The organism is Duganella sp. OV510, from assembly GCF_900100205.1.
Taxonomy (GTDB): Bacteria; Pseudomonadota; Gammaproteobacteria; order Burkholderiales; family Burkholderiaceae_D; genus Rugamonas.
Window position 1 is genome coordinate 764,360 of the sequence record NZ_FNEQ01000001.1, and the last position, 18,655, is coordinate 783,014.

Sequence of the window (18,655 nt, forward strand, 5' to 3'; positions counted from 1 at the left end):
CACATGCCCCGTCACCTGCCCCTGCGTCCCCTGCTGCTGGCGCTGTCGATGATTTATTCCGGCCTGGCCATGGCCGCCGCCGAGTCCGCTGCGCCCGAGCAGGAAACCCAGCTGCAAACCGTGACGGTGACCGGCGCCGCCGACCAGGATGCCTACACCACCCGCGCCACCAAGTCGGCCGGCAAGCTGGAACTGTCGCTGCGCGAAACTCCGCAATCGGTGTCGGTGGTAACCCGCGCGATCATGGATGACTTCAAGCTGGACAACATCAACCAGGTGCTGGCCACCACCACCGGCGTCACCGTCGAGCAGGTGGAAACCAGCCGCACCTATTACACCGCGCGCGGCTTCGACATCATCAACTTCCAGTACGACGGCGTCGGCATGCCACAGGTATTCGGCAACGTCCAGGGCGACCTCGACACCGCGCTGTACGAACGCATCGACGTGGTGCGCGGCGCCAACGGCCTGATGACCTCGACCGGCAACCCTTCCGCCACCATCAACTTCATCCGCAAGCGTCCGACCGCATCGACCCAGGCCAGCGCCAGCCTGACGCTGGGCTCGTGGAACAAGCGCCGCGTCGAAGGCGATGTCAGCACCAAGCTGAACGACAGTGGCAGCGTCGCCGGCCGCGTGGTGCTGGTGCACGACCAGAGCGATTCCTATATCGACCGCTACGAGCCGAAGAAAAACGTCGCTTACGCAGTGGTCGACGCTCACCTCAGCAAGGACACCCTGCTAACCATCGGCCACACCTATGAAGCCAACCGCATCGACGGCCCGATGTGGGGCGCGCTGCCGCTGTACTACACCGACGGCTCGCCGACCAACTACCCGGTCGGCACCAGCACCTCGGCCGACTGGTCGGAATGGAACACCACCACCAACAGCACCTTCGCCGAGCTGACCCACAACCTCGGCCAGGGCTGGAACGTGCAAGGCACGATGACTTACATCACCTTCAAGTCCGACTCCAACCTGCAATACGTCTACGGCACGCCGGTCAAGGGCGTCGGCGGCGGCTTGTACGCCTACCCGTCGCAATACCTGGCCGACCAGAAGCAGAAACTGGCCGACCTCTCGGTCGACGGCAAATTCAACCTCGGCGGCCGCACGCATGACCTGAGCTTCGGCTACAGCTACTCGAATTCCAGGCTGACCGACGTATCGAACTACGGCCAGGGCATCGGCACCGAACTGCCGGGCCAGACCGCGTTCGACGGCAGCTATCCGAAGCCGACCTTCAACGCCGCCGTCGATGGCAGCAGCTATGAAGACACCCGCAACACCGTGTTCCTGGCGGCCCGCTTCAACCTGGCCGATGACTGGAAGCTGCTGGGCGGCGTCAATCACACCCGCGCCAAGAGCAGCGGCAATTCCTATGGCACCAGCAAGTACCGCTCGGCCACCAAGACCACGCCATATGTCGGCCTGGTGTACGACATCAACAGCGTCTGGTCGGCCTACGCCAGCCACACCGAGATCTTCAATCCACAAAGCGAGATCGACGTCACCGGTGCACCGCTGGCGCCAGTGGAAGGCAAGACCAGCGAAGCCGGCGTCAAGGCCGCGTTCTTTGACAACAAGCTGAATGCGTCCGGCGCCATCTTCAGGACCAAGCAGGACAACACCGCCGAAGCGGCCGGCATGATCGGCGCCAAGACCTACTACCGTGGCGTCAACGCGGAATCGGAAGGCTTCGAGTTCGACCTGTCGGGCGAGCTGGCCAAAGGCTGGCAGGCCAGCGCCGGTATCACCCGCCTGACCTCACTGAAAGGCGACGATGGCGAGGCGGTGCGCACCTTCGTGCCGCGCACCACCGCGCGTGTCAACACCACCTACCAGGTGCCAGCCGTGCCGGCGCTGAAAGTGGGCGCCACGCTGGCCTGGCAGAGCGAGACGTCAGTGGACCAGGAACCGGGCATCCGTACGGTGCAGTCGTCGTATGCGACGCTGGGCCTGATGGCGCGCTACCAGATCGACAAGAACCTGTCGCTGTCCGTCAACCTGAACAACGTCAACGACAAGAAGCACCTGACCAGCCTGTACTGGACCCAGGCTTACTACGCTGCGCCACGCAACGGCAGCGCGACGCTGAGCTGGTCCTACTAAGCAGCCCTGACGGCTGGCGCGGCCAACAGTCTCGCCAGCTGCTCCGGCGGCAACGGACGGCTGAACAGATAGCCCTGCATCTCGTCGCAGCCGTTTTCGCGCAGGAAGGCGCGCTGCTGTTCGGTCTCCACACCTTCCGCGATCACCCGCAGCTTGAGGCGATGCGCCAGCCCGATGATGGAACTGGCAATCGCCTCGTCTCCGCTGCTGCGTCCCAGATCCCGCACAAACGACTTGTCGATCTTTAGCGTCGAGATCGGGAAGGACTTCAGCGCCGACAGGCTGGAATAGCCGGTGCCGAAATCGTCGATCGACAGCGACACCCCCATCGCCTTCACCTCCGCCATCTTGGCCACGGCCTGCTGCAGGTCGCGCATGATGAGGCCTTCGGTTACTTCCAGCTCCAGCCACTCCGGGGCCAGGCCACTGTCGGCCAGCGCGTGCCGCACACGCTCGACCAGGCGCGGCTCCTCGAACTGGCGCGGCGAAACGTTGACCGAGATGCGCAGCGGCGGCAGGCCGGCGTCTTGCCAGGCGCGGTTCTGCGCACATGCGGTACGCAGAACCCAGTCGCCCAATGCGACGATCATGCCGCTCTCCTCGGCCAACGGGATAAAGCGGTCCGGCCCGATCACGCCATGCTCGGGATGCTCCCAGCGCACCAGCGCCTCGACGCCGAAGATGCGGCCGTGATGCAGATCCACCTTGGGCTGGTAGGCCAGGCGGAACTGTCCTTCGTCCAGCGCATTGCGCAAGCCTTCCAGCAGCACCAGCTTTTCCTCGATGCTGGCGTTCATCTCGCGCGTGTAGAACTGGATATTGTTCTTGCCCAGCTCTTTGGCGCGATACATGGCGGCGTCGGCGTTCATCAGCAGCGTGCCGGCGTCGCCGCCATCATTCGGATACACCGCCACGCCGATGCTGCAGCTGACCTGCACTTCCTGGCCACCGAGGCTGACCGATTGCAGCACCGCCTCGCGCACGCGTTCCAGTACCGGCGCAGCGTCCACCACCGACGACGGCTCGTTCAGCAGCAGCACGAATTCATCGCCGCCGAAGCGGCCCACGGTATCGCTGGAGCGCAGGCAGCCTGACATGCGCTGCGCCACCACCTTCAGCAGCTCGTCGCCGGCATTGTGGCCGAGGCCATCGTTGACCAGCTTGAAACCATCGAGATCGATGAAAGCCACCAGCACCGCACCGCCGTTGCGGCGCGCCTGGGCGATGGTCTGGTCGAGGCGGTCGGCGATCAGGCTGCGGTTCGGCAGGCCAGTGAGGATGTCGTGATGCGCCAGGTGCAGCATGCGTTCCTCGGCCAGCTTGCGCTCCGAGATGTCGCGCACGATGGCGACGATGCCCCCCTGCACCGCCACCGCCTGCTGGTGCAGCCAGCGCGCACGCAGCTGCGGCATGGTGTTCTGCCACTCCTGCTCATGCATGCCACCCACCTTCATCACACGCACCAGGTGCCTCAGCATGCCGTTCTCGCGCGCCTCCGGTATCAGCTTGCACAAGGTGGTATTGCACAGATGCTGCTTGCTGCTGCCGGTCATCTGCACCGCGCGCTGATTGGCGTCGACGATCCTGAAGTCGACAATGACGCCGGATGCGTCGCGCATTTCGCGCATGACGAAGAAGGCATCCAGGCTGGCGGCCGATGCGGCCGCATAGGTTTCCTGCGCACGGCGCATCCGCGCCCGCGTACGCGCGCCCTGCCACGACCATAGCCACAGCAAACCGGTGACCAGCACCAGCGCTCCGCTGAGGACTGCGCCTTCCCACAGCTTTTCGCGGCGCCGGTGTTCGAAGCCGGCCATCAGCTCCTGCTCGTCCAGGCCGACCAGCACATTCAGCGCGATGCCATGCAGCTCGCGCACGCCACTGTACTTGCCACCGATATGATTATCGACCTCGCCCTCGGAAATGCCAAGGCGCTGGCCAAAGCTCATCTTGTCACCGGTGCGCAGCGCGCGCACCACGCCGTCCGTGCCCACCAGGCCAAGCATGCCGCGCTCGCCCAGGCGGCTGCGCTCATAGCTGCTGGTGAAGTAGGCCGGATCGGTTTCCACCACCACGATGCCGGCGAAATTGCCGTCAGCATCGTCCAGCCGGCGCGTGAAGTGCAAATGCCACTCGCTATTGGCGGCGTCGCGCAGCACCGGGCTGACGAAGGTGGCGCCGCTATCGCGCTCCTGATGGAACCTGAAATAGCCCTGGTCCGCCACCGAGATCGACAAGGCGCGCGGATTGCTGGCCACCGTCACGCCATGGCGGTCGACGATGCTGACCACGAACACCACGCCCGGTGGCAACAAGCCCTCGCGGCCCAGCTCCGGCAAGGCCCCCAGCGCGCCCTTGCGCTCCACCGCGTACTTCAGCACGCGCAAGGTCTGGTCGATGCCGTCAATACTGCGCGCCACCTGGGCTTCGTAGGTACCCAGCATTTCATGCAGCGAATCGCTTGCGGCTTCCTCGGCGTGTTCACGCTCGGCGTCGATTTCATGGAAGGCCACCAGCCAGATCGCCACCAGCAGCAGCAAGGCAAACAGCGGCAGCGAAACGTGGGTATCCAGGCCGCGCCGCAGCCAGCGCGCGCGCAGGGTTTCCTTGACAGCGCTCATGGCGTCACCTGTATGGCTTTGACGCTGGCATCCAGCGCCGATTTGTCGATGTAGGCGATCATGCCCGGGTTATCGGCCACCATGCGCCGCACGGCGACGCTGCTGGCCAGCTCGCGCGGCGGGTGGCCGCGTCCGGTGAACACCATCTTGGTCCAGTAGGCTTTCATCAGCGCCGGCGTGCGCGCCGCCACGCTGCGGTAGAAGTCATCGCGCAATGGGCTGCCGACCGGCAGGTCAAGCGCCTGTGCTTCGGCGCCGCCGGGGAAGCGTCCGTTCTGCGCCAGGAAGATCGCCGCTACCTGATCGGCGCTCATGGCGTTGAGCGGGTTCCTGGCCGAGACGATGACGACGAACTCGGCGGCATGCGCGGCACCGCTGCATAACAGCAGCAGCGCCAGGCTCCATCGGAAAAATAGTTTCGACATGGCCGCCTCAGAACACAAAGTCGAGGGCGGCGCTCAGCACCGCGACCGGCTGGCCGGAGCGGAAGCCCGGCTGCACATTGATGAACGTTCCGCTCGATCCCTGATGGGGCGTGATGCGGTCATACTGCAGCTTGAACGCGTAGCCGGGCCGCAGGTCCCAGCGCACGCCGGCGCTGATGGTGTGCTGGCGCGGAATCGCCGCCAGCAGCTGGTTCAGACCCGCATTCAGCGCGGCGCCCGCCGCTGCCTGCGGCGCCGGCAGGCCACTCAGTTCCATGCCGGCGACGCTGGTGGCGACATTGGCATGCGAGCTGGAATACACCAGGTATGGCGTCAGGTCGCGATGACGGTAGCCGGCGCTGAGGTAGCCTACGGTCTTGTCGCCCAGGTGGGAGTCGGTGTTCATGCGGCCGGCTTCCCCCATGACAAACCACTGGCCCGGATCGTAGCTGAAGCCAGCCGCTGCCACAAATGAACGTTTGTTTTCCAGTTCATAGCGCTGCGCCAGCGACTCGCCCTGCGCACCGAAGCCACGCAAGCCGTCAAACAGTTGGCGCGCGACGTCCACGCTCAGTTGCGCACGCAGCAGGCTGGCGCGCACGGTCAATGCGCCGCTGGTGGTGGTGTTGGACAGGCCGGTCAGGCCATGCGAGCGTGCCCGCGCACCTGGTGTGGCGGGGATGTCGGTGCGGCCGTAGAACACCTGCGTCACGTTATTCGTTGCGCCGGCCTGCCAGCGGTAACTGGCGTCAACGCCGTCGCTGCTGGACAGCGGAATCGCGCCGTATACTTCGACCGGCGGGCGCACCCACGGCAAGGCATAGCCAACCTTGCGGTAGTCGCCAGCAAGGAACAAGGGCAGCGTGATGCGGCCGACACGCAGGCTCAGGTCCGGCGTGGCCTGGTACTGGAGATTCGCCCATTCGACCACCGGCCGGTAAGTGCCGCGCAGCCCGCGTTCCGACAGCAGTTGCAGCACCGCCGACCACTGGCTGTTGAAACGCACATCCAGTTGCGCACCCACGCGGCTGTCCACCTGCGCACTCCAAGCGCGACTGTAGCCAGCAGCGCCAGGGCTGAGGGCATGGGCGGTGAAATCCGCCTGGTCGTTATTGCTGTGCGCCGCCGCCAGCGTGCCGAAACCGCCCAGGGTCCAGCGCGGCGCGGCGCCCGGTGCTTCACTGTCCGTGGCGTCCCCTGCCAGGGCTGCACAGCAGCTCAGCATCATCAGGGTTGCCATGGCGGCACGCTCGGGCGCGAAGTCTAAGATCATCAGGATTCCTGTGGTTTCCCCGCCGTTGCCATGACGCGTACAGGCGAACGCCAGCCGCGCAAGGGCAGCGTGTTTTTTGGCTGGGGGGAAGAGTATCGAGGCACGAGGGTGTGGTGCCGGACCGAAGAACTAATTCGGATACCTGAACTTTATACTGCTGAAAAGCAACTGTCGATACCTAAAAGCAATATACCGAAAGATTCTCACCAAAAATCACACTTTGGCTGAGCTTTTTGATAATTTGCGTATCAAATAATTACGACTTGTATTGCAAAGCCTGCATCAGCTTATCGAGACTATAAGGTTTCAATAACACCTGCGCCCGTTCAAGCGGCGCGCGCGGGTGCTGGCCGCTGGCGTAGATCACGCGCAGCGCCGGATGGCTCTCCCGTGCCCGCGCCGCCAGCACTTCGCCGGACAGGTCGGGCAGCGAGATGTCCGTCAGCAGGATATCGACCTGGTGCTGCGCCAGCAGCGCCAGCGCACCGCCCGCGTCGCCCGCTTGTAGCACCGTATGGCCCAGCAGTTGCAACAGTTCGGCGGTGGTGTCGCGCAGTTCCGGCTCGTCTTCCACCAGCAGGATGCGTGACGCGCCATCCAACGCAGGCGCCGGCGGTGGCGTTTCCGCCCGCAGCTGTTTGGCGTGCTGGCGGTTGGCCAGCACATGCCGTACCTTGCGCGCCAGCGCCTCGCGCGTGTATGGCTTGCCCAGCAGGTCGACGCCGGCATCCAGCCGGCCGCCGTGCACGATGGCGTTTTCGGTGTAGCCGGAAGTGAACAGCACCGCGATGCCAGGCCGACGCTCGCGCGCCTTGCGCGCCAGGTCGGGACTGCGCAGCGGACCTGGCATCACCACGTCGGTGAACAGCAGGTCGATGTGAATGCCGCTGTCGATGATGCTCAGCGCGCTGGCGGCGTCGCTGGCCTTGAGCACCTGGTAACCCAGCTCGCTCAGCAGCTCGACCACGGTGGCGCGCACGCCCTCGTCGTCCTCCGCCACCAGGATGGTTTCCGTGCCGCCGATGACGGCGCGGGTTTCCAGTGGCAGCGGCGTATCCTCGGCTTCCATCGAACGTGGCAGATACAGCTTGACCGTGGTGCCGCTGCCCTCCTCGCTGTAGATCTTGACGTGGCCGCCCGACTGGCGCGCAAAGCCATACACCATCGACAGTCCCAGGCCACTGCCCTTGCCTTCCGGCTTGGTCGAAAAGAAGGGATCGAAAGCCTGCTCCAGCACTTCGGGCGTCATGCCGCTGCCGGTGTCGCTGACGGCGATCACCACGTACTGGCCGGCGCTCACCTCATGGTGCGCGGCGACGTAGGCGTCGTCCAGGTGGGCGTTGCCGACTTCGATAGTCAGTTTGCCAACGCCGTCCATCGCATCGCGCGCGTTGATGCACAGGTTAAGCACCGCGTTCTCCACCTGCGTGGTGTCGACCAGCGTATTCCACAAGCCGCCGGAGATCACCATCTCCACCTCGACCTCCTCGCCCAGGCTGCGGCGCAGCATGTCTTCCATGCCGGCGATGAAGCGGCCGATCTTGACCACGCGCGGATCGAGCGCCTGTCTGCGCCCAAACGCCAGCAGGTAGCTGGCCAGCCTTGCTCCTTTGCTGACGCCAGCCAGCGCGCTGTCCAGCCGCCGCTCGGCGCGGGCGTTACCGGCCACGTCACCGGCCAGCAGTTGCAGGTTGCCGGAGATGACTTGCAGCAGATTGTTGAAGTCATGCGCCACGCCGCCGGTCAGCTTGCCGATGGCTTCCATTTTCTGCGATTGCTGCAACGCCAGCGCGGTACGGCGCATCTCCTCCGCCGCCGCCCGTTCAGCCGTCATATCGCGTCCCACCGCATGCACATAGCGCGCGTCCGGCGCCGCAGTCCACGACAGGATGGCGTAACCGCCGCCCTTGCGCAGCGTGCGGTTCTCAAAGCGGAAGGTGGTGGCGCCGCCGGCCAGCGCCGCCATCTCGGCTGCCGACGCTTCCAGATCGTCCGGATGGATCAAGCTGTAGATCGAGGTGCCCACCACCTCGGCCGCCTCCCAGCCCAGCAGGCGCGTGAAGGCGGGATTGATGGCGGTGATCCAGCCCTCCAGTTCCGCCACCAGCATCACGTCGGTGGAGTATTGCCACATGCGGTCGCGTTCCGCCGTGCGCTCCGCGACCTGCTGGCGCAGCATGGCAGCAGTGGATTTCTGGTCCTGGATATCGGTGTTGGTGCCGACCCAGCGCTGCACCACGCCCTGTTCGTCCATGATCGGCAAGGCGCGCACCAGGTGCCAGCGCCAGGCGCCGTCGGCGCGGCGGATGCGGAACTCGGCCTCGAAAGTTTTGCCAGCGCCGATCGCGGCATACCATTGCTCGGTGGCGGCGTCGCGATCCTCCGCATGCACCATCTGGCGCCAGCGCTCGCGGTCCAGCGGCGCCTCGCTGCCGGTGTAGCGGTAGACCTGGTCGTTGAACCACTCGACCACACCATCGGCATTCGACGTCCACACCTGGATCGGCATCGATTGCGCCAGCGTGCGGAAGCTTTTCTCGGCAGCGCGCGCCTGTTCGCTTTCCTCACGCAGGCGGCGCTCGGCCGCCACCGTGGCGGTCGTCTCGACCACGACCACCATCACCCCCACCGGTTGCCCGGCTTCGTCGACGATCGGCGAGTAGTCGAGATTCATCCACACCTGTTCCGGCTTGCCGGAACGGTGCAACGTCAGTTCCTGGTCCTGGTAGGCCAGCGTGCCGCCAGCCAGGCCAACCTTGATCACGTGGTCGTTGAAATCCGCCACCTCGGGCCAGGCTTCTCGCACATTGGCGCCCAGCGAAGCCGGATGGCGGCCGGCCGCGAACAGCGAGTAGCCATCGTTATAAATCATGACGCCCTGCTCGCCCCATAGCGTCACGATGGGCACCGGCGAGCGCAGGATCAGTGCCACCGTGGTCTTCAGCGACTGCGGCCAGCTGTCGATCGGCCCCAGTGGCGTGTTGCTCCAGTCGTGGGCCGCGATGATGTGTGCGACTTGGCCGCCGCCTTGCAGAAATGGATGGTTCACGAAAGAAAAAAGAGAGACCGGGTTGCTAAATTATAGCTTTGTCCACCACAGAAATTCGCACACCACTGCAATCGTGCATTGCTAAGGAAATAAATTTAGATTACCATGGTGAGAATAGGAATCATTATCATTCTAGAGACACATGGATATCCCTCAAGAGCTGCGCAAGCTCGGCTTGAAAGCCACCCTGCCCCGGTTACGCATCCTGCAATTGTTCCAGGAGTCAAAGAGCAAACACCTGAGCGCCGACGACGTCTATCGCCTGCTGCATGACGAGAATATCGACATGGGTCTGGCCACCGTCTACCGCGTGCTGATGCAGTTTGCCGACGCCGGCATCCTGATCCGCCGCCACTTCGAGTCGGTGGCCTCGGTGTTCGAGCTGAATGAAGGCAGCCATCACGACCACCTGATCTGCACCAACTGCGGCAAGATGGAAGAATTCCTCGACGCCGACATCGAGCAGCGCCAGGAAGCCGTGGCGGCCGAACGCGGTTTCGTGCTGCACGAGCATTCGCTGTCGCTGTACGGTTTCTGCGGCGACTGCGCCGCCAGCATCAAGCCGATGGGCGGCAAGAAACTGCGCCGCGCCTGAGCGACAGCCTACTGTGCCGGCGTCAGCGTGTCGGCTTCGCCGAATGACGCCGGCGGCTGGAACTGCATGCCAGGATTGGTGAACATCTTCACCGGGCGGCTCTTGTCGTCCTTGATGTAGCCGAATTGTCCAGGGTCATAACGGAACTCGCCCGCGCCATTGACGATGGAGATGCCGCCGCTGCTGACATGCACGTGCAGGCCGGGCTCCAGTCCCGGCGCCGCCACCGTCAGGTACTCCAGGAAGAAGGTGGTGCCGCGTATGCCGATGGTGGCGCTGGGCGTGCGCATCGCGTAACGCTCCTTGCTGCGCTTGCCCAGCAGGCCGGTGACCGAGCGCAGGCCGCCTTTCACCAGCGTGAAGGCGGCACGGTCTTCCTGCGGCTTGTCGCCATCAAACGAAAACTGATCGACCACCACGGTGGTCGACGGCTTCAGCGTCAATTCGCTGTTATCGATGAAGCGCACCAGCGCGTAGGCGCCGGCTGCGGTGATCAGCGTATCGCCGCTCTCCACTTCCGATTTGACCTGCAGCGGCTTGGCCACACCGGATGGCGAACGCGCCGTCAGCGGACCGCTGGCCTGCACCACCACACCAGCCACCTGGGCTGCCTGTGCTGCCTGCGCGGCGCCACCCAACAACAATAGAAGAAAAATCAAACGCTGCATGGTTGCATGCCCGGGAAGGTAACGCACCCATCATACCAGCCCGGCGACGTAATTGAGGCCGCTGCCGGCAGGCGCCGGCGCTGGCCGTGGTTTTGGCCGCGCCGCAGCTGGCGTCATCGGCATCTCGATCACCGTCAGTTCCTCGCGCGCCGCACCGGCCAGCTTGAACAGGCTGACGCTGCGCGCCAGGCATTCCGCCTGCTCCTGCAAAGAGATGATGGCGGCCAGCGACTCCTCGACCAGCGTGGCATTCTGCTGCGTCACGCCGTCCATGCTGGCCAGCGTGCGGTTCACCAGCTGCAGGCCGACGCTCTGCTCGCGCGTCACATGGCTGATTTCGCCCATCAGCGTGGCGCCGCGACGCACGCCGTTGACCACATCGTCGATGGTGGCGCTGGCTTCGCGCACCGCCTGGCCGCCGCCGCCAACTTCAGCCAGCGACTGCGCGATCAGGTCCTTGATTTCCCTGGCCGACTGCGCGCTGCGTTGCGCCAGCGCGCGCACCTCGCCCGCCACCACGGCAAAGCCGCGCCCATGTTCGCCGGCGCGCGCCGCTTCCACCGCTGCGTTCAGCGCCAGCAGATTGGTCTGAAAGGCGATGCTGTCCATCAGCCCGACGATATCGCCGATGCGGCGCGACGAAGCGCTGATGCGTTCCATGGTCGCCGTCACGGTGGACACCGCCACCTCCGCCTCGCGCGCCACGCTGGCGGTCTGCTCCAGCAGCTTGAAGGCTTCTTGCGCCTTGTCGGCGTTGTTGGCGACCGTGGTGGTCAGCTCCTCCACGGTGGCGGCGGTTTCCTCCAGCGTGGCAGCCTGTCCTTCGGTGCGCTGCGCCAGGTCGCTGGTACCGGCTGAAATCTGCGCCGATGCGCTGGCGATGGTGTCGGTGCCGCTGCGCACCTGCGTCACCATGCGTTGCAGCTTGCTGCTCATCTGGTTCATCGCGCGCAGCAGGTCGCCGGTTTCATCGCGGCTACCGCTTTCCGCATCGACGCGCAAATCGCCTTCCGCCACACGGCGCGCCACATCGACGGCACGCGCCAGCGGCAGCGAAATCATGCGCGCCACGCGGCCGGCCAGCAGCATGCCCAGCACCAGTGCGCCGGCCATGAAGCCGAAGATCAGGTGGCGCGCATGCAGGTAGGTCTGGTCGGCCGACAGCGCCGCCTGCGCGCTGCCGGTTTCATTGATGGCCACCAGCCGGTCGATCTGTGCCATCGCCTCGAAATCGTATTTGCGCGATTCGCCGCGCACCACGGCCAGCGCACCGACATCATCGCCACGGCGCGACAGCGCCACCACCTGGCGCACCGCGCCGCGATAGGCAGTCAGCGAGGATTGCAGCTGGGCGACGATGTCCTGCTCCTCGCCGGCGTGCGCCAGCGTGGCATAGGCGGCCAGCGACTGCTGCACCTTCTGCATCTGGTTTTCCATGTCCTGCTCGTACTTGCGCAGGATGTCCGGCTCGGTCGACACCACATGGAACAGTTCAAAGGTACGGAAGCGCGTCAGCCCGTACTTGATCTCCAGCGCATTGCGCACGCCCGGCGCCCAGCGATGGTCGATTTCGTTGGTGACCCGGTTCAGCGCATACAGCTGAAACACGGAGAACACACCCAGCGCCATCATCAGCGCCAGCACGGCGGCCACCACCACATTCAACTTGCTGGCGATTTTCAGGTTGCGGAACCATTTCATCATTATCATCTCCGTGTTATGCGGCCTGCAGTTGCAGGCTCCCTTCGAGGAAGTTCAGTGCGGATGCCGCCGGCAAGGGACGGCTGTAGTAATACCCTTGTATCTCGTCGCAGCGCCAGTTGCTCAGCATGGCGCGCTGCGCCTCGGATTCCACGCCTTCGGCAATCACCGTCAGGCCCAGGCTGTGTCCCAGGCCGATGGTGGCCTGCACAATCGCACCCTGCTCGCTCACCGCGTGCATATTGCGGACGAAGGACTGGTCGATTTTCAGCTTGTGGATCGGGAAGCGCGACAGGTAGGCCAGGCTGGAATAGCCGGTGCCGAAATCGTCGATGGCCAGCTTCAGTCCCAGCCCGCGCAGACGGTGCAGCAAGGCGATTGCCGCTTCGGCATCTTCCACCATCACGCTCTCGGTGATTTCCAGTTCCAGGCAGGAGGGATCGATGTGAGTGGTCGCCAGCAGGTCCTCCAGATGCGTGAGGAAGCCGGGCGCGGCAAACTGGCGTGGCGAGATATTCACCGCCACCGCCACGCGCTGTCCGGTTTCCGCCTGCCACACGCTGATCTGGCGGCAGGCCTCTTCCAGTACCCAGTTGCCGATCGAGACGATCAAGCCGGATTCCTCGGCCAGCGGGATGAACTCGGCCGGCGAAATCAGCTTGCCGTGGCGGCGCCAGCGCAGCAGCGCCTCGAAACCTACCAGGCCGCCGTCGTGCAACGCTTGCTGCGGTTGATAATGCAGTTCCAGTTCCTCGCGCTCGATGGCGTGGCGCAGCAACGCTTCCATGTCCAGCCGCTCGCCTGCTTCGGCGTTGAGCTGCTGCGAGTAGATTTCCACACGGTCGCCACCGGCCTTGCGCGCCGCTTGCAGCGCGGCGTCGGCATTGCGCAGCAGCGCATCCGGATTCGCGCCGTGCTGCGGATAGTTGACCGCGCCCAGGCTCAAGGTGGTGTAGATTTCGTGGCCCTCGCAGTCATACGGATTGCGCACCTCGTCGCGCAGGCCGGACAAGGCCTCAGCAAACGCCGGATCGCTGCATTCCATGCGGAACAGGATAGCGAAGTTGGCGCCATCCAGGCGGAATACCTCGCCGCCGCTGCGCTCCGCCGCACCACGAATGCGTGCCGCCAGGCCAATCATGACGCGGTCGCCGAAGGCGTGGCCGAAGCCGCCGATGATGCGCGAGAAGCGGTCGATGGTCCCCAGCACCACCACGTGCGGCACCGGCGGCAGCGTTGCCAGGCGCACTTCGAAGCTGCGGCGGTGCGCCAGCCCGGTCAGCGGATCGTGGCGGGCCTGGTGGCTCAGCTCATCCTCAACCCGCACGCGGGCCCGGACGTGGTACAGCATGAATAAACAGGTGACCAGGGCCAGCACGTCGAATACATGTACCAGGCCGGTGATCCAGCCGATGGCGCGATGCGCCATGCCGCCGTTGTCGTAGATGGCGTCTTCGACGGCCTGCTGCAGGCTGTCGATGCGCACGCGCAGCTGCTTGACCTCTTCGTTCATGCGTACCAGGACAGCGCGCGCGGCAGCGGAATCATTGCCGACATGGCGTTCGAATTCCGGCGTCAGCGCGACGATGCGCTGGTAGCCGTCGCGCAAGGCGCCCAGCTCCGGGCCATCGCCCAGGCTGGGCCGCAATTGCGCCAGGGAGGCATCGAGTTCGCCGCGCCCCATGTTCTCCAGGAACACGAAGCGTTCAGGCGTAATCGATTCCGTAAACCGTTTGTTCAGCGCCAGCTGGTAGCGCAGCAAGGCGCTTTCGAAGTCGCCCAGGTAGCGCATCTGCGGAATGGTGTGGTTCAGCAGCGGCGTTTCGTTGCGGCGGATATTGTGCGCCGTGCGCTCCATGAAAACCGACAGCGTGATGCTGGCGGTGATCACCAGCAGCAGCAAAATATAGATAAGACGGCGCGAACTGCTGATGGTGTGTGGCATGGATTTACTCCTCGGCGTGGGTCGGGAAGCTGCCGCTGGCCTGGCTCAGGCAACGCAGCAATTCGTTCGCTTCAAAGGGTTTGCTCAGGAAGCAGCAGGCGCCGCCGTTCAGCGCGCGCTTGCGCAGCGCAGGCTCCGGGAAGGCGGTCATCAGGATCAGCGGCAGCTGGGTGCCATCGCGGCGCAACTGCTCCAGCAGCTCGATGCCGCTCATGCCCGGCATTTGCAGGTCGGTGATGATGCAGTGATAATCGCCCAGCGAACCGGAGGCCAGCAAGGCCAGCGCCGAATCGTAGGCGTTGGCGGCGTAGCCGTAGGAACGCAGCAGGCTGCGCAGTCCTACGCGCACAGCCTCGTCGTCGTCAACGATAGCGAGATTGCAAAATTGTGGATCCGGATAAGACACTGGCTAACTCCCTTGAACGAACGGCGGCTCGCGGCCGTTCAGCGCATGGGAGAAAGATACAGGCAGGGGCTAATCAGGAAAATTATACAAGGGTATAGGTGGCCTTAAACCCAGGCTCAACCCTAGGCTAAACCCAGCGTTTCCGCCATGCGCACCAGGTCGGCGAAGGTCTTGGCCTGCATCTTGCGCATGGCGTTGCCGCGGTGGATCTTGACCGTGATTTCGCTGGTGCCGACTTCGCCGGCGATCTGCTTGTTCATCAGGCCACGCGCGGCCAGCGCCATGATTTCACGCTCGCGCGGCGTCAGCGTTGCATAGCGCTCCCTGACGCCATTGGTGGCCTGGTCGCGCTGGCGCCGTTCGCGGTCCGCCGCCAGCGCGGTGTGGATGGCGTCCAGCAGGTCCTGGTCGCGGAAGGGTTTTGCCAGAAAATCAACGGCGCCGGCCTTCATCGCCCGCACCGACATCGGAATATCGCCATGCCCGGTCATGAAGATGATCGGCAGCGTGACGCCGTCGCGATTCAGCTCGGCCTGGAAATCCAGGCCGCTGACGCCCTGCAGGCGCACGTCCAGCAGCAGGCAGCTGGTCAGCTCCTTGCGCGGCTCGGCCAGGAAGGCCGCCACCGACGGGAAACTGGCTACCTGCATGCCAACCGAACGCAAAAGACTGGAAATGGCGTCGCGCAGCGGCGCCTCGTCGTCGACGATGTAGACCAGCGCGTCGGAATAATCAATCTGGTTCATGGGCAGGCAAGGTGAAAAGAATCGTGGCGCCGGCGACCGGGCTGTCAGGCGCCGCCTGTTTGACCCAGATGCGGCCGCCGTGGTTTTCGATAATCGAGCGGCAGATCGGCAGGCCCATGCCCATGCCGTCGTCCTTGGTGCTGTAGAAGGCTTCGAACAGGCGCGGCACCACGCTGGCCGGAATGCCGGGACCGGAATCGCTGACGCTGACCTGCAAGGCGCCATCGGCATTCCGCTGGGTTTGCACGGTCAGCACCGCCTGGCCGGGCTGGCAGGCGTGCATCGCCTGCATGGCGTTCATCAGCAGGTTGATGAACACCTGCTGCAGCTGCACCCGGTCGCCGTTCACCGGCGGCAGGTCGGACGCCAGGCCAAGCATCAGCGCCACGTGGTGGGTATTCAGCTCGCGCCGCACCATGTCGACGCTCTCCTCCACCACGCTTTTCAGGTCCAGTTCCACATACTGCGGGTCGCTGCGGCGCGCCAGCGCGCGGATGCGGCGGATCACGCCGGTGGCGCGGGCGCTGGCTTCGAGGATGCTGGTGACGGTGGCCTTGGCCTCGTCCAGCTCCGGTTGCGGGCGGTTCAGCCAGCGCAAGCAAGCCTCGCCATTGGTGCTAATCGCCGCCAGCGGCTGATTGACTTCGTGGGCGATCGAGGCGGCCAGTTCGCCCAGCATGGTGACGCGGGTGGCGTGCGCCAGCTGCACCTGCGAGCGGTGCAGCGCCTGTTCGGCCAGCACCGCCGCAGTCACGTCGGTCAGCGCGCCGAGGTATTCGCATTCGCCTTCCCGCGTGTGCCGGGGGCGCGACAGCACGTGCACGTATTTGAGCTCCCCGTCGGGCATCAGCAGCCGGTGGCGCAGGTCGATCTCGCCCTCGCAGCGCAAGGTCTGGTCGATCGCCTCCTGCACGATGTGCCGGTCTTCCGGCGCGGTGTGCGCCAGGATGCGCGCCATGGTCGGCGCCACGTCCAGCGGATAGCCATAGATGCGCGCCGCCTCGTCGGACCAGAACATCTCGCCGCCGGGCGCCTTGAAACTGAAGCTGCCGGTTTTGCTGATGCGCTGGGTGCCGGCCAGGAAAGCCTCGCTGCGGCGCAGCGCCTCCTCGCGCGCGATCAGCGCGTTGGTGGCGGCCTGGCCACGCAGCACCAGCACGCAGGTGACGCTGATCGCCAGCAGGCCGACCAGCAGGCGGCCGGAAGCCGCGCCGGAAAACACCTCGCTGTGCGTCATCGCGTAGGAAAGAAAAGTCAGGGCCAGGCAGGCGCAAGTCACCAGCAGCACGCCGCGCCGCGCCCATATGCTGGCGGATAGCAGCACCACCACCACGTACATGACAGCGATGGCCATGTCGAGCGGCGAAAAAGTGTCGATCACGTAGATCAACAACATCAGTAAAATCAGCAGCGCAGACATCCAAGGAGTGCGAGGTACCCGAAACATGCCTATCCTTATTGGTTATATTGGCAATACCCTGGATTATAGTGTGGTTTTGGCGACTTGGACCCTATACTCCAGTATGGGTTAGCCCGCCCTACCTAAACCGAGGTATAGTGTCGCCCGCGCCGCATTTGAGCTACGCTGACAGCATTCATTTGCGGGAGAGAGACCGTGAAATTGTACGAAACCCTGGCCGCCGATATCGCCAGCCAGATCGCGCAAGGCGTGATCCGCGAAGGCGAGAAGATCCCGTCGGTGCGCCAGACCAGCCAGCACCACAACCTCAGTGTCTCCACCGTCATCCGCGCATTTTTGCTGCTGGAGAGCCAGGGACTAATTGAAAGCCGGCCGCAGTCCGGCTATTTCGTACGCCGCAAGCCGAGCGTGCAAGCTGCGCCCGTGGCCAGCGAACCACAGGCGCCGGCCGACATGGCGCGCGCCGAAACGCTGGACACCAGCGAATTTGTGCTCACCACGCTACGTTCGATCAATCAGGGCAGCGTGCCTCTCGGCTCGCCCTATCCCGATCCCGCCACATTTCCGTGGGCACGCCTCAACCACTACGCCAACAGCCTGGGGCGCCGCGTCGGCCAGATGGGCATGACTGCCGACCTGCCACCTGGGAATCCGGAACTGATACGGCAGATCGCCCGCCGCCACCTGGAGAACGGCCTGCCGGTGGACGCCGGCGAGATCGTCATCACCACCGGCGCCACCGAGGCGCTGAACCTGTGCCTGCAAGCGGTGGCGCCGCCGGGCAGCGTGATCGCGGTGGAATCACCGACCTACTACGCGCTGCTGCAAGCGATCGAACGGATGCGCATGCACGTGGTGGAGATCGAAACCGATCCGGCGCAAGGTATCAACCTGGAAGCGCTGGAGCGCGCCATCGTCGGCCAGGGCGTGGCGGCCTGCATCGTCATGCCCAACTTCCAGAATCCGGTGGGCTTCCAGATGAGCGATGAGCGCAAGCGCGCGCTGGTCGAACTGCTGGCCAGGCATGACGTGCCGGTCATCGAGAATGATGTCTATCATGAGCTGTATTACGGCGACGTCCATCCGACCTCGCTGAAGAACTACGATACGCGCGGTCTGGTCCTGCACTGCAATTCCTTCTCCAAGACGCTCAGCCCCGCCAACCGTATCGGCTGGGCGCTGCCTGGTCGCTACAAATCGCAGGTGGAAAAGCTGAAGTTCCTGAACACGCTGAATACACCCGCCCTGCCGCAACTGGCGATCGCCGAGTACCTGAAGAACGACGGCTACGACTATCATCTGCGCAAGCTACGCAAGGCCTATGCGCAGAACGCCAGCATCATGACGGCGGCGGTGCGGCGTTTCTTCCCGTCCGGGACCGAGGTGTCGACGCCGGCCGGCGGCTATGTGCTGTGGGTGAACCTGCCGCACGGCGTGCGCGCGCTGGAGCTGTACGCGAGGGCGCAAGAACGCGGCATCAGCATCGGCGCCGGCAATATCTTCGCCACCGGCGACGCTTTTCAGCACTGCATCCGCCTGAATTACAGCTATCCCTGGAATGCGGACGTGGAGGCGGCGGTGCGCACGCTAGGCCTGCTGGCCGGCGACATGGCCAACTGTGCTCCTCGCAAAAAAGCCCATCTGTAGCCATCCGGGCGGCGCGCTGGCGCTTATTCTGAGCACACGCCATT

The 18,655-nt window shown here is 64.7% G+C and carries 13 protein-coding genes; 3 read left to right on the plus strand and 10 right to left on the minus strand.

The genetic code is table 11. The annotated features are described in order from the left end of the window. Positions 1-3 precede the first annotated feature (3 nt). On the plus strand, positions 4-2,115 hold the full coding sequence (locus BLS51_RS03540; protein ID WP_090178181.1) for a TonB-dependent siderophore receptor: 2,112 nt from the start codon (positions 4-6) through the stop codon (positions 2,113-2,115). Here the strand turns inward: BLS51_RS03540 and BLS51_RS03545 are convergent. The 4 genes from BLS51_RS03545 to BLS51_RS03560 all read right to left on the minus strand — a co-directional run bounded on the left by BLS51_RS03545 (position 2,112) and on the right by BLS51_RS03560 (position 9,483). Then, on the minus strand, positions 2,112-4,736 hold the full coding sequence (locus tag BLS51_RS03545) for a bifunctional diguanylate cyclase/phosphodiesterase (protein WP_090178177.1): 2,625 nt from the start codon (positions 4,734-4,736) through the stop codon (positions 2,112-2,114). The genes BLS51_RS03540 and BLS51_RS03545 overlap by 4 nt on opposite strands. Continuing rightward, complete coding sequence (locus BLS51_RS03550) at positions 4,733-5,161, minus strand: phosphate ABC transporter substrate-binding protein (RefSeq protein WP_090178173.1); 429 nt, start codon at positions 5,159-5,161, stop codon at positions 4,733-4,735. The genes BLS51_RS03545 and BLS51_RS03550 overlap by 4 nt, the downstream gene beginning before the upstream one ends. 7 nt (positions 5,162-5,168) lie before the next feature. After that, positions 5,169-6,434, minus strand: a complete 1,266-nt coding sequence (locus BLS51_RS03555; protein ID WP_090178167.1) for a hypothetical protein — start codon at positions 6,432-6,434, stop codon at positions 5,169-5,171. A gap of 256 nt (positions 6,435-6,690) precedes the next feature. After that, complete coding sequence (locus BLS51_RS03560; RefSeq protein ID WP_090178164.1) at positions 6,691-9,483, minus strand: hybrid sensor histidine kinase/response regulator; 2,793 nt, start codon at positions 9,481-9,483, stop codon at positions 6,691-6,693. Between the two features lie 142 nt (positions 9,484-9,625). On the opposite strand from BLS51_RS03560, the gene fur reads away from it, so the two are divergent. After that, positions 9,626-10,078, plus strand: a complete 453-nt coding sequence (fur, locus tag BLS51_RS03565; RefSeq protein WP_090178161.1) for a ferric iron uptake transcriptional regulator — start codon at positions 9,626-9,628, stop codon at positions 10,076-10,078. A gap of 8 nt (positions 10,079-10,086) precedes the next feature. On the opposite strand, the gene BLS51_RS03570 is transcribed toward fur, so the two are convergent. The 6 genes from BLS51_RS03570 to BLS51_RS03595 form a co-directional block, all read right to left on the minus strand. Continuing rightward, positions 10,087-10,746: a FecR family protein gene (locus BLS51_RS03570; protein ID WP_090178157.1), complete on the minus strand. Its 660-nt coding sequence runs from the start codon at positions 10,744-10,746 to the stop codon at positions 10,087-10,089. Positions 10,747-10,776: 30 nt separating this feature from the next. Continuing rightward, on the minus strand, positions 10,777-12,450 hold the full coding sequence (locus BLS51_RS03575) for a methyl-accepting chemotaxis protein (protein WP_175472502.1): 1,674 nt from the start codon (positions 12,448-12,450) through the stop codon (positions 10,777-10,779). 13 nt (positions 12,451-12,463) lie between these two features. Then, on the minus strand, positions 12,464-14,392 hold the full coding sequence (locus tag BLS51_RS03580; protein ID WP_090178149.1) for a putative bifunctional diguanylate cyclase/phosphodiesterase: 1,929 nt from the start codon (positions 14,390-14,392) through the stop codon (positions 12,464-12,466). 4 nt (positions 14,393-14,396) lie between these two features. Next, positions 14,397-14,798, minus strand: a complete 402-nt coding sequence (locus BLS51_RS03585; protein ID WP_090178144.1) for a response regulator transcription factor — start codon at positions 14,796-14,798, stop codon at positions 14,397-14,399. A 122-nt stretch (positions 14,799-14,920) separates the two neighbouring features. After that, positions 14,921-15,544, minus strand: a complete 624-nt coding sequence (locus BLS51_RS03590) for a response regulator transcription factor (RefSeq protein WP_090178142.1) — start codon at positions 15,542-15,544, stop codon at positions 14,921-14,923. Beyond that, positions 15,531-16,940, minus strand: a complete 1,410-nt coding sequence (locus BLS51_RS03595; RefSeq protein ID WP_175472503.1) for a sensor histidine kinase — start codon at positions 16,938-16,940, stop codon at positions 15,531-15,533. The genes BLS51_RS03590 and BLS51_RS03595 overlap by 14 nt, the downstream gene beginning before the upstream one ends. A gap of 219 nt (positions 16,941-17,159) precedes the next feature. Between BLS51_RS03595 and BLS51_RS03600 the strand changes: the two genes are divergently transcribed. Further along, positions 17,160-18,611: an aminotransferase-like domain-containing protein gene (locus BLS51_RS03600; protein WP_090178134.1), complete on the plus strand. Its 1,452-nt coding sequence runs from the start codon at positions 17,160-17,162 to the stop codon at positions 18,609-18,611. Positions 18,612-18,655 lie beyond the last annotated feature (44 nt).

Excerpts from the sequence above, each read along its gene's own strand:
- BLS51_RS03540 (WP_090178181.1), top strand. The coding sequence starts at position 4 with ATGCCCCGTCACCTGCCCCTGCGTCCCCTGCTGCTGGCGCTGTCGATG.
- BLS51_RS03545 (WP_090178177.1), bottom strand. The coding sequence starts at position 4,736 with ATGAGCGCTGTCAAGGAAACCCTGCGCGCGCGCTGGCTGCGGCGCGGC.
- BLS51_RS03550 (WP_090178173.1), bottom strand. The coding sequence starts at position 5,161 with ATGTCGAAACTATTTTTCCGATGGAGCCTGGCGCTGCTGCTGTTATGC.
- BLS51_RS03555 (WP_090178167.1), bottom strand. The coding sequence starts at position 6,434 with ATGATCTTAGACTTCGCGCCCGAGCGTGCCGCCATGGCAACCCTGATG.
- fur (WP_090178161.1), top strand. The coding sequence starts at position 9,626 with ATGGATATCCCTCAAGAGCTGCGCAAGCTCGGCTTGAAAGCCACCCTG.
- BLS51_RS03570 (WP_090178157.1), bottom strand. The coding sequence starts at position 10,746 with ATGCAGCGTTTGATTTTTCTTCTATTGTTGTTGGGTGGCGCCGCGCAG.
- BLS51_RS03575 (WP_175472502.1), bottom strand. The coding sequence starts at position 12,450 with ATGATGAAATGGTTCCGCAACCTGAAAATCGCCAGCAAGTTGAATGTG.
- BLS51_RS03580 (WP_090178149.1), bottom strand. The coding sequence starts at position 14,392 with ATGCCACACACCATCAGCAGTTCGCGCCGTCTTATCTATATTTTGCTG.
- BLS51_RS03590 (WP_090178142.1), bottom strand. The coding sequence starts at position 15,544 with ATGAACCAGATTGATTATTCCGACGCGCTGGTCTACATCGTCGACGAC.
- BLS51_RS03595 (WP_175472503.1), bottom strand. The coding sequence starts at position 16,940 with ATGTTGTTGATCTACGTGATCGACACTTTTTCGCCGCTCGACATGGCC.